This is a genomic window from Actinokineospora sp. NPDC051303 (assembly GCF_055586285.1).
Window position 1 is genome coordinate 33,404 of record NZ_JBVJIN010000016.1, and the last position, 14,562, is coordinate 47,965.

At 67.0% G+C, this 14,562-nt stretch carries 11 protein-coding genes; 1 reads left to right on the forward strand and 10 read right to left on the reverse strand.

Features of this window, described 5'->3' with window-relative positions:
• Positions 1-23: 23 nt before the first annotated feature.
• Positions 24-719 carry a TetR/AcrR family transcriptional regulator gene (locus ACZ6SD_RS14710; protein WP_465317458.1) on the reverse strand — a complete coding sequence of 232 codons (696 nt, stop codon included), beginning with the start codon at positions 717-719 and terminating at the stop codon, positions 24-26.
• A 321-nt stretch (positions 720-1,040) separates the two neighbouring features.
• On the opposite strand from ACZ6SD_RS14710, the gene ACZ6SD_RS14715 reads away from it, so the two are divergent.
• Positions 1,041-2,339, forward strand: coding sequence for a DUF6801 domain-containing protein (locus ACZ6SD_RS14715; protein WP_465317459.1), 1,299 nt, complete (start codon positions 1,041-1,043; stop codon positions 2,337-2,339).
• Positions 2,340-2,559: 220 nt separating this feature from the next.
• On the opposite strand, the gene ACZ6SD_RS14720 is transcribed toward ACZ6SD_RS14715, so the two are convergent.
• The 9 genes from ACZ6SD_RS14720 to ACZ6SD_RS14760 all read right to left on the reverse strand — a co-directional run bounded on the left by ACZ6SD_RS14720 (position 2,560) and on the right by ACZ6SD_RS14760 (position 14,495).
• The gene (locus tag ACZ6SD_RS14720; RefSeq protein WP_465317460.1) at positions 2,560-3,249 is read right to left on the reverse strand and encodes a GyrI-like domain-containing protein; all 690 of its coding nucleotides are present in this window, start codon (positions 3,247-3,249) and stop codon (positions 2,560-2,562) included.
• Positions 3,250-3,385: 136 nt separating this feature from the next.
• Positions 3,386-3,961 carry a hypothetical protein gene (locus ACZ6SD_RS14725; protein ID WP_465317461.1) on the reverse strand — a complete coding sequence of 192 codons (576 nt, stop codon included), beginning with the start codon at positions 3,959-3,961 and terminating at the stop codon, positions 3,386-3,388.
• The gene (locus ACZ6SD_RS14730) at positions 3,958-4,299 is read right to left on the reverse strand and encodes a hypothetical protein (protein WP_465317462.1); all 342 of its coding nucleotides are present in this window, start codon (positions 4,297-4,299) and stop codon (positions 3,958-3,960) included. The genes ACZ6SD_RS14725 and ACZ6SD_RS14730 overlap by 4 nt, the downstream gene beginning before the upstream one ends.
• A 350-nt stretch (positions 4,300-4,649) precedes the next feature.
• The gene (locus ACZ6SD_RS14735) at positions 4,650-6,185 is read right to left on the reverse strand and encodes a WXG100 family type VII secretion target (RefSeq protein ID WP_465317463.1); all 1,536 of its coding nucleotides are present in this window, start codon (positions 6,183-6,185) and stop codon (positions 4,650-4,652) included.
• Positions 6,139-6,660 carry a YbaB/EbfC family nucleoid-associated protein gene (locus tag ACZ6SD_RS14740; protein ID WP_465317464.1) on the reverse strand — a complete coding sequence of 174 codons (522 nt, stop codon included), beginning with the start codon at positions 6,658-6,660 and terminating at the stop codon, positions 6,139-6,141. The genes ACZ6SD_RS14735 and ACZ6SD_RS14740 overlap by 47 nt, the downstream gene beginning before the upstream one ends.
• Positions 6,661-6,939: 279 nt before the next feature.
• Entirely contained in the window at positions 6,940-7,797 is an 858-nt protein-coding gene (locus ACZ6SD_RS14745) for a restriction endonuclease (RefSeq protein ID WP_465317465.1), read from the reverse strand.
• Positions 7,798-7,930: 133 nt separating this feature from the next.
• Complete coding sequence (locus ACZ6SD_RS14750) at positions 7,931-9,880, reverse strand: DNA cytosine methyltransferase (RefSeq protein WP_465317466.1); 1,950 nt, start codon at positions 9,878-9,880, stop codon at positions 7,931-7,933.
• A gap of 11 nt (positions 9,881-9,891) precedes the next feature.
• Positions 9,892-11,646 (reverse strand): AIPR family protein, encoded by a 1,755-nt coding sequence (locus tag ACZ6SD_RS14755; protein ID WP_465317467.1) that lies wholly within the window; start codon positions 11,644-11,646, stop codon positions 9,892-9,894.
• A complete protein-coding gene (locus tag ACZ6SD_RS14760; protein ID WP_465317538.1) occupies positions 11,643-14,495 on the reverse strand; it encodes a sigma-70 family RNA polymerase sigma factor in 2,853 nt (950 codons plus the stop codon). Before ACZ6SD_RS14760 ends, ACZ6SD_RS14755 begins: the two co-directional genes overlap by 4 nt.
• Between the last annotated feature and the right edge of the window lie 67 nt (positions 14,496-14,562).

Genomic DNA, 14,562 nt, shown 5'->3' on the forward strand with positions numbered 1-14,562 from the left:
CGCGACCGGTCCGCGGCCTGCGATCAGGACTGGTTGGCGGACGGGAGCTTCTCGCCGAACAGGGCCATGATCGTCGTGATGAAGTCCGGCGCCAGGTCGGGGATGGCCTCGGCGCCCTTGGTGTAGAGGCAGTAGCGAATCCGGTCCGATAATCCGCCGACCAGCACGTCGAAGCTCTCGTCCGGCAGCACGGGTCTGCTCGGGTCTTCCCGGCGCACCACCTGGTTGTAGGCGACGCGGTACATCTCGGCGATCCGGCCGATGGCCTTGTGGTACAGGGCGGCGACCTCGGGGCCCGCGGCCAGGCACTCGATCTGCATGGTCCAGGTCACCTTCGGCTCGGTGGCCATCACCCGCAGGTACTCCTCCATCGCGATCCGCACGCCGGTCCGCCAGTCGGCGTGCGGGACCTTGCTCAGCCCCGCGGTGGCCGAGCCAAGCGCCACTTTGGCCGCGGCGCGGAAGGCCCCGATGAAGCAGTCCTTCTTGGTGGGGAACTGCTTGTAGAACGCCTGCCGGGACACGCCCGCGCGTTCCACGATGTCGCTGATGGTGACCGCGGCATAACCCTTCTCCGCGGTCACCTGCAGGAACGCGACCACAATGCGTTTGCGCTGAGACTCCTCGACCTCGTCGCGGGTGAGCCGATGCCTACTCGGCAGGCCGTGCCCCACGCTGGCGAAGGCCGCCATGCTGGACAGGGTCGGATCTTCGCTCACCTGCGCATTCTATCGGTTGACGGCACGCGCTGTTCACCTCGCCGCGCCCTGGCTGAGCAGGTCTTCCGCCGCCAATCGGCCGGTTCTTTGTGCGGTGAGCCACAAACCGCCCGGCGGCCCTTGTCAGCCCGGCTCAGGTGTGCGGCGAAACCGATTCGACCACTTGCCAGGCGCGTTTTGAGTACCGTAACGTTCTCCTAGACACCACTGAGTTCTCCGAACACAAATCGGTACTTGAAACGGCCTCGGGTCTGTCGTTCTGGTTCGTGAAGGGCAGTGCGTGCGCGTATCACCGCTGATACCTGAGAAAGAAGGATGATCGTGAGTCGTCGGAAAAATCCCACCCGGCTGACGGCGGGCATTGCCGCTGTCGGTGTCGCCGGGCTTGTCGCGGGCGGTCTGCTCATCGGAGCGGGCGCCAGCTCCGCGAAAGAGTTCACGCTGACCCAGACCTACTCGTGCCCGTTCCCGCTGATCGGCGCCCAGCCGATCAAGGTCGTCATCAGCAGCGAGATCCCCGAGAGCGTTCCGGCGGGGACGCCCAGCGGGCGGATCGACATCAAGGCGGTCGCCACCGTTCCGCCGGAGGCCACCAGCGGCCTCAAACTCGTGGGCGCCGACACCCTGGAGGGCGCCGCCCTCTCCGACAACGAGGTCCACATGCCGGACGGCATGAAGGTCCCCGTGCAGACCCCGGTCACCATCGCGCCGGTGAAGATCCCGGCGGAGGGGTCGTTCGAGCTGATCGCGCTGGGCAAGACGGTGTCGCTGACGCCGACCACCCCGGGTGACCTGAACATCTTCGTCAACGGCTTGACCCTCAAGCAGATCACCCCGAAGAAGGCGGACGGATCGCTCACCGGTCTGGGCGCGTTCGACTCGCAGTGCACGCTCGCCGACAGCGAGCCGCGGCAGCTCGCGACCATCAAGGTGACCGGCGGTGGCAGCACGACCCCGCCGCCGTCGAGCACCACCCCGCCGCCCTCCAGCACGACCCCGCCGCCGAGCAGCACCACTCCGCCGCCGAGCAGCACGACTCCGCCGCCGTCGAGCACCACCCCGCCGCCGTCGAGCACGACTCCGCCGCCGAGCACGACCCCGCCGCCCGGCAACGGCGTCGCGATCAACTACACCCTGACCGGCGCGTCGAAGCTGGTGAACTTCGGTGGCAACCTGCCGCTGGCAGGCGGGTTCAACGCCATCGCCAACGTCTCGGCGAAGACCTACGTCGGTGACCTGATCTTGAACCCGACCAAGAGCCAGGGCTTCAAGCTGATGGGCTTCCTGCCCCTCGACGTCGAGGTCGCCTTCGAGCAGGTCGACAAGTTCAGCGGCACGCTGCCCACCGGCGGGCTCACCGTCGACGGCAAGCTGATCGTCAAGCTCCCCAAGATCGCGGCCTTCGGGTTCCCGATCGCGGGCGGTCCGGACTGCCGCGCCAAGGACGTCACGACCATCAAGCTGGTGAACTCCGGCGCGTTCGACCCGTTCGGCGGCGGCAAGCTGGTCGGCAAGTACGACCTGTCCGGCGCCACCGGCTGCGGCGGCCTGAACGACTGGGTCGGCCCGTTCGTCACCAGCACCGGCAACTCCATCGAGGTCAACCTCACCAAGAAGTGAGGCCGACCTGTCCGGCGGAACACAACTGAAAACTTCCCCATGCCTACGTGGAAGGGGCGCACGGACCTACGTGGAATAGGCCCGTGAGGGAAGAGCGACTGGCCCCTGTCTCTTGCGAGGAAGGCGGGGGCCAGTCGGCCTGCTCGGGAGATTATCAGGCCAGGACCGCCACGAAAACCTTCTCTTTCCAGAGGAACCGCCTCGGCTGCCCGGGTGGGGGCTACCCGCGCTTGACCGGCTGCCGCAGGATCGTCTTGAGCTTGGCGGGCGGGGTGCGGCGCGCGTCGCTGAGGTAGATCTCGTGGTGGTCGCCGTTGAAGGTGAGGCCGTTCTCGGGGAGATAGCGGTTGTGGAGGCGGTCCAGGGTGGGACCTTCGTCGTCGTAGGAGCCGATGTGCAGGATCTGCGCACAGAGCTCTTCGACCAGGGTGAGCGGCCGAACGTCGCCGAGCGCGGGAAGGTCCTTCTTCTTCGAGACAGCGTCAACGGCGGCTCGGACCATGTCGTCGGTGATCCAGCCAGGCAGGCTGATCATCATGGTCCACTCCCACTTCTCCTTGTTCCGCGTCACGAACACGCTGGGGTCCTCCGCCCGCCACAGTCCTTCCAGCGGGCCGACCACGAAGTCCCGGTCCAGGGTCCGCTTGCTGGCGAACTTCAGCGTGTACGCCACCCCGTAGAGGGCTTCGATCGCGTGCGCGTGCGCGGGTGAGGTGTTCGGATCACCGCGGCCGTCAACGGCGATGTGCCGGAACTCGGGCACGTCGACAATGGCGAACTCGGCCGCGGACGGGGAGTAGAGCCTCTTGTGGGCCTTCTTGATGTCGTACTTCTCCACCGCGGTCCCCCTGGTGAGCGCGTCCAGCGTTGCTTCGGTCCAGCCGACGTCGACCTTGAGTATGCCGAGCATCCCCCACACGCGAATCCGGCGCCGGTCGCTGATCCGCGGCCTGTCGACACCGGCAGGCGATAGCTGGGTCGCCCCGAACTCCCACCTGATCAGCGCATTCCTTGCCGGGCAAGGCGGAGTCACTGGTAGCGGCCGGTCAGCGCCGGTTCATCTCCTTCGCGAGCATCGCGCCCCGGCCTGTGCCGTCGTCGCGGACGTAGAGCGTCGAGCCGTCGACGAAGGCCACCCGGACGAACGCCGGGGCGGGAATCGACCGGCCCAGCAGCGTCGGGGCGATTCCCGCGACCTGCCTCGCGGGCACGCTGTGCTGGAGGTGGACCTGGTCGCCTGGTTCCCAGGCCTTGCCGGACCGTTCGCCGAGGAACTTCGCGGGGAACCCGATGGCGACCCGCTGGCGGGTGGCCAGGACCGCCACGATCCCGCGGCCCGCCGCGGCTTCCTCGGCCAGCCGCGCCGCGTCCTGGTCGGCGCGGGCCGCCTCAGCCCACATGCCGATCGCCGGGTCGTCGGCCCAGTCGTCGTCGGAGAACTCGCCACGCGTGATGACCGCCGCGGGCAGTGGCCACCTCGGCTGGGCGAACGAGAGCTTCGGCGCGTCCGCCCGAGGCTGCCGGGGCGCCAGCACGACCCCGCCGATCCGGCTGCACACGGCGAGGTCTTCGCAGGGCAGCAGATGCGAGACAGTCTCGTCGGGGTCAAGTGCGGTGGTCATACCGGGGCTCCGTGGGAGAGGTCGAGCATCCGCTGGAACTGGGCTTTGTCGACCCGGCCACCGCCGAGCAGGAAGTCGAAGCCCGACCCGTCGACCAGGCTCACCCGCAGCGCGGGCCGCCGCCCGTCTTGCGTCGACCGTTCCACCAGCGTGATGCCGCTGATCTGCGCGCGGGGAAACTCCGCGACGACCACTGAGTCACCGTCGACGGTCTCCTTGCCCGCGTTGGTCATGGGCGAGGAAATGACGTCGGCGACGATCCGCCCGACCTCGACCACACCGCTCAGGAAGCCCTTCTTCTTCGGCGGGGGTGCCTGCTGGGGCTGCGCAACCCCCACTGCCGCAACAGCCGCCACGTCGTCAGCGCCCACATCGCGGACTCGCGGTGCTGAAACCCATGGACAACAGCCAAGTCAGCAGGCGTGTCGCCCACGACGATCACATCCGGAAGCTCCGGGCGGCTCGACGCGTCGGTTCCACTCGTCGTCGCCAGCGCGAACCCGGCGACCACCCCCACAGCCCCTGCCCCGGCTCGCGAGAGAAACCCTGGCCGGGGCGTCCCGTCTGGATTGAGCCCACGGACATCGAACTGCTGGCGGTTCGCCCGCGTCGCCCAGAGCAGTTCCTCCCCAGGGGCGAGGAGTCGTCGGGCCTTGATCCCTGGCCCCACTACGTTCGGGTGCATCGGCTACTCGGTGAAGGTGAAGCCCCGGTCGGTGTCCGCAGGGCGCTCCTCCTCTGTCGCGGGGTCGGTTGCCTTGTCGTAACCCTGTTCGACGCCGTACCCCACGGCCGCGCCGGGCACATTCTCCATCGCGCCGTTGGTGGCCGCCGTGCCGGTGTGCGTCGTGCCGCCGAGGCCGAGGGCGCCGAGCCCGTACTTGACCGCCCGCTGCGCCAGCGCTTCCTCGCCCACCGCGTCTTTGCCGAAGTAGTTGTTCGAGGACTTGGTCTTCAGGCCGGTTTCGATGCCGTCGACGATGTTGGAGTCGGTGTGGTTGCGCAGCGCCCCCAGGGTCGGGCTGCGGCGGTCCATGGTGCGGCCGAGGTAGCCGCCGACGCCGCGGGTGTCGGCCAGGCCGTTGGCCCGGTCGCACAGGTTCTTCAGCCTGCCGGAGCGAAGCTGCTTGAGCAGGTCCTCCAGATGTTTGAAGATCGGCTTGAGCTTGTGCAGCAGGTTCGCGACCTTGGTGCCCAGCCGGGTGCCGGTGATCGCCACCTGGGCGGAGGTCAGCCCGCCCGCCGCGGCCACCGAGGCGCCCGCGGTGATCCAGGAGGCGGCAAGCGCCGCCAGCCACTCGATGATCAGGCCGATCACGAGTTCCTGGATGATGTCGATGACCGTCTCCACGAACAGGTCGAACAGGTCCGCGGCGAGGTCCATGTTCTCCTTGAGTCCGCGGATGTCCGCGGCCATGGCCTTGGCGCCCTCGACGAACTCGGCCATCTCGGCCCGGAACGCCTCGCCCGTCTCGCCTTCCCAGACCGGCCGGGTGGCCTCCGAGCGCTGCTTCTCGTGCTCGGCCGCGCCTTCGACCCAGTCGGCGATCTTCTTCCAGCCCTCGCCGGTCCTGCGCATCTGCTCGGGGTCGCCGATCGCCGGTTCGAGGACGAACTCGACCAGCGGGCTGATCACCAGGCCGATGAGGAATCCGAGACCGTTGTCGACGAACGCCTGCCCGGGGCTGGTGACGGCTTCGAGTTGCCGCATCCGCGCGTTCACCGTCGCGATGGCGATCTCGGGCGGGGTGCCCGCGTTGGCGAGGTCGGAACTCGCGTCGACCCATGAGCTGCCGTACCCGGCGTGCTGCTCCAGGTAGCTCTTCGAGCCGCCTTCGCCCGCGTTGACGCCGCCGATGGTGCCCGGGCCGCCGAGCGAGCCGGAGAGCTGGCCGTAGGTTCCGGCCTCGGCGGTGTCGGTGTCGGCGTAACTCTTGGCGGTGTCAGTCACCGCCGCGGACACCGCGGACAGATACGTCTTCGCCTGGGTGGCGAGCTGCTGGCACTCCTCGACGTTGTTGAAGTACGCGAACGCGAGGAACTCCCCGAGCGGCCCGAAGCAGTCGTCGAGACCCTGGCCTGCTCGAACACACCCGACAGCGCGCCGAAGTGCTCGCCGGTGGCCGCCGAGCCCTTGCTGTAGGCCGCCAGCGCCTGCCCGTTGACGATCATTGTCATCAATTGCCCCCGAAGATCGAACCCGTGGAGAAGTCGTCGTCGTCACCGTCTTCGACGGGACGCCGCGGCCGTTGGTTCCGAATCGGCGCCGGGGCGGAGTACTCGGCCCGGCCCGCGCCCGGCACCGGCGGCGCGGGCAGCGCCGCGGGCGGCGGCGGAGCCGAGGGCCCCATCGCGGCTTGGTCCGGCGTTTGCGCCCGGAACGCCTCTTGGAACTTGGCGAACTGTTCCTCACCGACCGCGGGCCGCACGAGCTGCTCCATCGCCGCCGCGGCCTGCTGCGTGGCCTGCCGGATGGCGCCGAGGATTTCCTGGGTTAGCTGGGTGTGCGACTTCTTCATCGCCGCCGGTCCCAACTGCAGCCCTAGCACGGCCCCGGACGGGGCGACGGTCACCGTCACCGAGCCGTCCGCGTTGCGTGCGCTCCCCCTGAGCTGCGCGATGCTCTCCTTGAGCGCCGAGGCGCGGGCAGCCTGTTCCTCGAAGCGCCGCATCGTCGCCTGGAGCTTGGCCTCGTCCATCAAGTTCCTCTCGGGTCGTGCTTCCCACCAAACACAGTAGCGGCGAGGACGTTTACTGGGCGGGGATATCGATCCGGGCCCGTGGTAACGGGGGCGAAGACGTTCCTCGCGCCAACCGAAGTCGGCGTTGGTGAACCGAAGCGCCCCTCCCTTTAGAGTGCGCTTCGCAGCTGAGGGCATAGCAGCAAGTATCTGTGACGACGTGGTTGCAGAACGTAAAGCCGTACCTGGGTGGGTGGAGCCCATTCGGACCGACGGGACCAGCGGCTGCAGTGACACTCAGATGTCGGCGAAGAACGCAGTGTCCACTCGTACGTCCTCGACCTGGCGCACGGTCGTGGCGACTCCGAGTTCGTACTCCTTAAGCAGGTCGCACAGGCGATGCCCGTCGATGAGATCGACCGGAGGTGCGCCATCCCTGGTGGCTTCGGCTTTCGCGTCACCGGTGAATGTGCCAGTCGTGATCAGTAGGCCCTTGTCGCCTCGACCTGCCATCGCGCCACGGAAGTCCCGAACGGCGCTTGACCCAACGCTTCCTTTGTACCGTTTACACTGAAAGAACACCGGAAACGACACGAGCGACATGCGATAGACGCCAAGGCCGTCGATGCCGCCGTCGCCGGTTCGCCCAGTCACGGTGGCATTGATGAATCCGGCCTCGCGCAGGAGTCGCTGCGTCAGGCGCTCAAAAGCGTCCGGTGTGATTCCCATGAGCGCGTCGAGGAGTTGGTCCTGCCACTCACTCTGTTCGTCTTGGTCATCATCGCCTCCTGTGGCAGACGTCGCGGTTCGGCGCCGCGCCTCTCGCAGTTGTGCGGTGTACTTGACGTGGAGATCACGGACCTCCTTCTGGTGGTTCACAGACTTGGAGTCCTCGGTCAGGCTCCACACCCCGCGGCGGCTATTGACCAGTAGACCCATGCCCTTCAGATATGTGCGCGCCCAGGCCAGTCTGTACTCGATCTCGGTTTGCGGACCGTCGCCGTGCAGAACCTGCTGCTGATCGTCTGTAAAACTCTCTAGTTCGATGACTTTCTCGACGATTTCGTCGATGGACGCCGAGCCGCCAAGTGCCCGAACCGCAACGAGTGTCGGCCACAACAAGTCGGTGTAGGCTGGTACCACGGGGTTAGTCATGGCAATGATGATGCCCGAGGTCGCCTACGCTACTTTCGCGGACCCGGTGGCCATGAGTGCAGAGGCGAGCGACGTGGACGACCTCCTGGAAGCCATCGCCGCCCAACTCGCCCGCCACCGCTTGACGCGGTGTTCAGAACAACCGGTCCCCGGACCCCGTCTTCTTCGCGTAGGCACACCGCGTCGCCAACGGGCAGGTCCCACATACCGGAGCCTGCTTCGCGCAGGCCACTTGGCTGATCAACCGAATGGCCCCCATCCGCAACGGTGCGTCCGGTCCACCCCCGACCAGCTTGGCCAGGTCGACCCGCCCGTTGGTCAGGCTGTTCGTCCGGTCGGAGTCGGTCCCAAGCACCCGGGCCGCAACTCGGACCACGGGACCCCCGGGGAGCAGGACGTCGTCACCCGCCAGCAGTTTCAGCACGGCGACCTGCTTCGGTCGCAGGTCGAGGATTTCCGGGAGGTCCTCGACGTGTTGCCAGATCCGCTGGGCGTTCTGCGCTTCCCGAGCGGCGGCCACCGCGGCGACGTCCTTCGCGCTGGCGCCTGCTTGCTGGACGAGTTTCACCGCGCGGGCGCTGATGCGCCCGCGAGCGGCGACCTCCCGCAGAGCGGGTTCGAGGGCATGCAGCTCCATCGGGGACGGGTCGAGCAACGCGATCATCGCCGCTGTTGCTGGCCCCAACTGCGGGCCGGGCAGGACGCACCAATGGCTGCCCTCCCGTTGCCTGCGTGCCCACTTCGTCAACCGGTTGCGTAGGGCTCGCCACGGATTCACCCGGTTCTTCGGGGCGTCCGGCAGCGGCCGAAGTGCCAGTGCCGCCGCCTCGCCGAGTCGCGGCGGGACCGCGTTGCCGATCTGCTGAAACGCGTGGCTGCGGGTGCCCGCGAACCGGAACCAGTCCGGGAAGGTCTGGATGCGCGCGGCCTCGCGCACGGTGAGGGTCCGGTGTTCCTCCGGGTGGATGTACCAGTAGCCGTCCTTTGCGATGTGCGCGGTGATGGACCGGCTGAGGTTGTTCCAGTCCAGCCGCTTGTACTTGTCGTCGAACGTGTCCGCCTTATACCTGCGCAGCCGCGCGTCGATGTCGGCGTAGAGCGTTCGGTGGGTCATCAACCCGAAGATTTCGCGGTCATCGTCACGCACCGGCCTGGTCATGTGGTCGTGGACGCGGTCGGCGTCCGCGCCTTTGCGCATGCGCATCGCGAATTCCGAAAGTCCCTCGGCAGGCTCGGCGTAGGCCATTTCCCGGCCACCGGTGCCCTCTCCCAGGCGGGGCAGGTCGTGGATCGCGGCGTGTAGGTTCACCTGGGGTGAGGCTTCCGGCCATGGGAACTCGTCGGAGTCCAAGCGTGCCAACACGATCAAGCGCTTGCGGTGCTGGGGAACGCCATAGCGCCAAGCGTCGACGAAGCCCAATTGGGTGCGGTAGCCGACTTCCTCGAGGCTGTCGATGATGGTGCGCACGACCTGGAAGTCGTCCCCGAGGGCCATATCCGGGACGTTCTCCATCAACACAGCCCGCGGCTTCACCCGCAGGACGATGTCGAGGTAGGCCCGCCACATTTCCTTGCGTTCGTCGTGCTCGTCGCGCACCCCGGCGTCGACCAGACTCCGGATCTTGCTGCGGCCCGCGCGGCTGAACGGCTGACACGGCGGTCCGCCTGCGATCAGATCGATCCCGGCCCCGCTCAACATGCGGACCAGTCGCCTGCGGCACGCAGGTTCGCCGAGGTCCATGTTGAGCGCCAAGCCAGGGAAGTTGGCGCGGTGGCTGCGCAGCGCGAACTCGTTGTGGTCTACCGAGGCGGCGACAGTCCAACCCGCGTCGGTGAGCCCAAGACTGAGCCCACCCGCGCCGGAGAACAGGTCCACCGCCAAGCGCGCCCCCGAGCTGGCTTTGGCCGCGCACCACTCGGCGAAGGTCTCCTCGGTGCAGGCGTCGGCGTGCTCGGCTAGCTTCAGCACCTCGCTGCGCTGTAGCTTCACGCCGTAGACGGACACATCACCCTCTGCTTTCTTGATTTTGTGGGGATTGGCGAGCGCCAGCGGCGGCATCGCGTCGTCAGGTCGGTGGGGCACAGGTACGCCGGTCACATCGTTCGCACCGCCACGGTCCGCACCAACTCATCCGGCGGCGTCCAAGCGATCTTGCGCACCTCGGTCCAGCACGCCTCCTTCTTGCACCACTCAGTGATGTTTGCCGAGTTGGGCGGAGTGGTGACGACCTCGCGAACAGCCGCCGACACCTCTGGCACGACCTGCGCAAGCGCCTCGGGAACGGCCTGCGACCGCCACACCTGGTCCAAGTCGATGGCACCGAGCCGGTCCACGAGAAGAGACAGGGTGAACGCGGTGATCTGGCCGAGGTAGCCACCGACGTTGCCCTGCGAGATGATCGATCGAATGTCGTTGAAGAGGATCGCTTTGCCGACCAGGTGACGGAAGTATTCCTGAGTGGGTGGCTCCTTCGTCTCCAGTTTCTCGCTAGTGGTCCATTGCAGGAAGCACTTCTGCCCACCTAGGTTGACGACGTGCGGCCGGAGCCCATAGGCGTACTCGTACTTGGCGGCGTCGGTCTTGCCGATTCGCTGGTCGCGCGGGTTCCGGGCCTCAAAGCTCTTGCGCTTGGCCAACGTCGGCTCGCGGTTTTTCTCCACTTCGTACTGACCACGAACGCGCTCGTAATACCAACGGGTCTGCTTGTCGTCCGGACCGGTGCTCCATGTACCCCGGGACTGGCGCTCAAGACCGACGTGGAAGGGGCTGTTCGCCTCAAAATCCGCCGACGTCACGGCGTTCTGCGAGTTGGCGTACTTCGAGATGAGCGGGATCATCGGGTCGAGAGACTCGTCGTCGACGATCGTGATCTTCGCGGGCACGTTGACCTCGTCCAGAGAAAGACCTCGGCGCCGTGCGTGGTGCAGCGACGCCGTCGTCTGTCCGCCGTTGACGATCTGCAGTTCGGTGAGGCTGACCAGCAGCGGCCCCTCGGGGGTGTTCTCCAGGTTCGCGGCCTTGGCGGTCGCGGAAATCCCATTGTTGTACGCCAAGAACCGGCCGGGTTCGTCCCGGATGGTCTCGCCGATCGCCTTGTTCACCTTTCCACGGGCCTGTAGGAAGGCTCGGACGTTGCGTTGCAGGAGCCTGCTGTGGTGCTCCTCGTAGAGCTCCGCGAGCAGCACGCCGGGCAGCACGACCATTAGGCACCGGTACCCGTCGAGTTGCGGCTTGGACTCCAGGCAGGGAACGCTGTAGCCGAGTTCGCGCAGGTCGATCTCGATGTCCTCCTGCTTGGCCGCCGGGCCGAGCAGCTTGTGCAATCGGGGCAGGTCCCACACCGAGGTGGTGGCGGGCAGGTCCGAGACCGGGCCCTCCTTGAGCTTGCGGATGCTGGTCACTCCGTCGGTCAGCACCAGCAGGCGGATGGAGACTAGGCCCGACCACATCTCGCTGATGCGCTGGACCATGTCGTAGGCCGGATTCGACGGTTCGAGTTGCGTGTGCTGCCCGGTCCGGCAGAAGTCGGCGAACGCCCGCAGCCGCCGAAGGATCTGGTCTACGCGGTCGCGTTTGACGGCGCTGCCGGTCAACCCGTAGTCCACGCCGACCAAGTGCAGGATGGTCCCGTCATCGCTGATGTCGTAGCCCGCGATCTCTACCCTTCGCTGCTGCCACGACACGTTCAGGTAGCAGGCGGTGAGGTCGTCGAGCACCCCGCTGTCCACGAGGTGTTCTCGCACCACCTCGACGAAGGCGTCCCGCGCCATCACGTCGCTGTCCTCGAGGCGGTGCTCCACGCGGTCGCGGAGGTCCTCGACGAAGGCGTGCAGTTCTGGTTCGGTCACGCCGAGTCCTTCCGATCAGTGGCCCACACGGCTTCAGACCGCCTGCGGGCAACGGACGCCACAGCGGTCAGCCTGGGCACGAGTGCCGCGGGCGGGCGGATCGGGCCAGGCCCGTCGAAGCCCCAGAGCCGCTGTTGGTCGGCACCGATCTCGAGGTCGACGCGGACGAGGGAGGACGGGTGATCCTTCTCGAATCCGGGCAGGCCCCACCAGCCACCCTGAAGCAGGTACCTGCCCCCGGAGCGCAGGTACAGACCTTGGCGAGCCCGCCACTGCGCTGGGTGGCCCACCTGCACGATATCGCCCTCCCGGAGCCGATCGGGGTGTGGGAGCACGTAGGGGTTGGCCGTCACCGCGCACCCGGCGTTTGTGATCTCCTCCCGCCCCAGGTCTTGGGTGGCGGGGTTGGTCCACAGGAACGGGTCCGTTGCCTGGACGGGCTTGCCGTTGACGGCCACCAGCAGGCCGCTATCGCGGATGCGTGGTCCGAGCACCACACCCAAACCGGCTGAAACCTGGGCGGTGAGTTCGTTGGCACCCGCGAAAGCGGATCCCGGAGCACACATCCTGATCATGGTCCATGTGTCTTCGTCGCCGAACGGCAACGCGGCGGGGGTGCGGGCCGAGGCCCGTGACACCGTCCACCGGTCCTGCTGGACGCGGAGCAGGATGCCCGCGGGTTGATCGCTGACCCAGGTGGTGAGCTCACCGATTCCCGCCATGAGCCCGCGCAGGGCTTGGGCGCCACCGCCCGTGCTCGGGGCACCCTGCGGATCCAGGACAGCACGAACCGAATCTCCGGTTCCCCGGTAGCTGATTCCGCACCAAAGGTCCTCGGATCCGAGGACGACTGTCAGGATTTTCGTCGCCGAGAGCACGACTTGCTCGGCTATGAACCGGACCAGGGAGTCGACCGCGCTCTCGTATACGGCTGGCGGTAATGTCACCAGATCGATGGCGGTGTGTGCCGCGGGTCGGACGGCGACCGGGTGCGGCGTCCGTCGTGGAACGCGCGGTTTCCGACGGGTCTTGGTCGGGCGTACCGATACACCACCGCACAGGTAATCGCGGAGCTTGGACTTGGACTTGCTCTCGATCTGGCGGATCCGTTCACGGGTGACCGAGTACCGTTCACCGATCCGGTCCAGTGTCATCGGTTCCTCGCCGCCGAAGCCGAAGCGCTGCCGCAGGATGTCCGCCTCGCGGTCGCTCAGCAGTCGGAGCGCGGCCCGGACGCGCTCGATTCGCTGCCGCCGGTCGATGACCTCATCGAAGTCTTCTTCGGCTTCGGAGGCGACGACGTCCCACAGGGAGAGATTCGGATCGTCCCCGATCGGCTCATCGAGACTGCGCACCCCGGACAGGATCTCCAGGCTCAGCAAGACCTTGTCCACTGGCATGTCCGCTCGTGCGGCGATCTCGACGGCTGACGGCGATCTGTCGGATCTGGTCATCTGCGAGCGCACCGCGGCGACCTTCCGGACGACCTCCCACATGTGAACCGGGATCCGGATCGCCAAACCCTCCGGTATGGCACGGCCGATCGCCTGGTTGATCCACCGGGTCGCGTAGGTGGAGAACTTTAATCCCATGGACGCGTCGAACTTCTCGACTGCCCGTATGAGGCCGATGACACCGAATTGGACCAAGTCGTCAAAGTCCCAGTGCGTGATCGAGTACGTCCCGGCGTACTTGCGCACGAGTCCGAGGTTGTGTGTGACCATGGCGTCGAAGGCCACCGCGCGTTCGTCGCCTGTGGGGAGTCTCGCCCGATAACCGACTGGGAGTTCTTCAGAGAGCGGTACCTGCGCACCTCGCATGAGTAAGGCGAGACCGACCTCCTCTTGGGCGGTGAGCACTCGTTGACGGTGGGCGGGGACCAAGTGGTCGTCGCGCAGCACGGCTCTCGCCGGTTCAAGGTCCGGCAGAGTGACTGGGCGGGTGCCCGTCGGGGCCTCGTCGAGAAATGAGGCACCCGATTCCCACTCGGCGGCGGTCGCGATGCCAGTGAGGTCGATCAAGTGGGGCGGGAGTGCGGCCAGGACTGTCGGCAGTCCGTCCCCGCTGTATGAGAACAGGAGTTCCCGCACGGCTGTGACGCCGAGAACGGGCAGATTCGGAGTGAAGTGCTGCTCCGTGGCGTACTGGAGCCGCGGGAGGACCACCCGGTCGAACCGTAAGCCCGGAGAACTGGCCCAGCTGAGTAACTTGATCCCGGCCGAAGCGAAATCAATGCGGTTGGCCGGAAGCAGCCGGGAGTGGCTGTGGTGGTACCACTGGAAGCGTGCGCCGAGTTTTCGCAACTGCTTGACGAAGTCGTCGATGAGCTCGACGGTGGGCAGCAGGACTCCGATCTGGTCGCCCGGATGGTCGGCCGCGAGCTTCATGACCATCCGCGCTTCGTCGTCTGAGCTGTCGAAGCAGCGAACAGACGGTTTGGGACCAGTGACCGGCGACCCTGATGGAACGGGACGACCGGCGGGATCCACCGCAGCGACCAGGTCGAGCACAGCGGTGGCGGGCACGTCTCCGGAGTACCGTTCGAGGGGGGCGTTGCCGAGCGCCTCGACGATCTCCGCGGTCGTCGATCCCTCTTCAGCGACTGCGGCACCGGGGTCGACCCCGACCACGGCGGAGATCCCCAGGTAAGCGATTACCCGGAAGAAGTCCAAGGGCAACTGTTGCCCTTCGAGGATGACGAGTGGCCTATAGTCGATGCGCGGGCTCGTGCTTCCTGACAGCATCTCCAAGAACGCCTGCAGCTCCGCGTCGTACTTGCTGTAGCCGTCAGGCCCGCTGCCGTGCACGTCCTTCCACAGTTGCCGCACCAGTTCGAGGTAGGACCGCATCTCCCACCTGCCCCGGGACGGGGCAGACGCGAGAACGCTGCGGATTCGACCTCGCAGCAATGTGCGG

Bases quoted from the DNA above. Each gene is read 5' to 3' on its own strand.
- ACZ6SD_RS14760 (WP_465317538.1), bottom strand. From the start codon at position 14,495: ATGCGGTCCTACCTCGAACTGGTGCGGCAACTGTGGAAGGACGTGCAC.
- ACZ6SD_RS14740 (WP_465317464.1), bottom strand. From the start codon at position 6,660: ATGGACGAGGCCAAGCTCCAGGCGACGATGCGGCGCTTCGAGGAACAG.
- ACZ6SD_RS14745 (WP_465317465.1), bottom strand. From the start codon at position 7,797: ATGACTAACCCCGTGGTACCAGCCTACACCGACTTGTTGTGGCCGACA.
- ACZ6SD_RS14725 (WP_465317461.1), bottom strand. From the start codon at position 3,961: ATGACCACCGCACTTGACCCCGACGAGACTGTCTCGCATCTGCTGCCC.
- ACZ6SD_RS14720 (WP_465317460.1), bottom strand. From the start codon at position 3,249: ATGCTCGGCATACTCAAGGTCGACGTCGGCTGGACCGAAGCAACGCTG.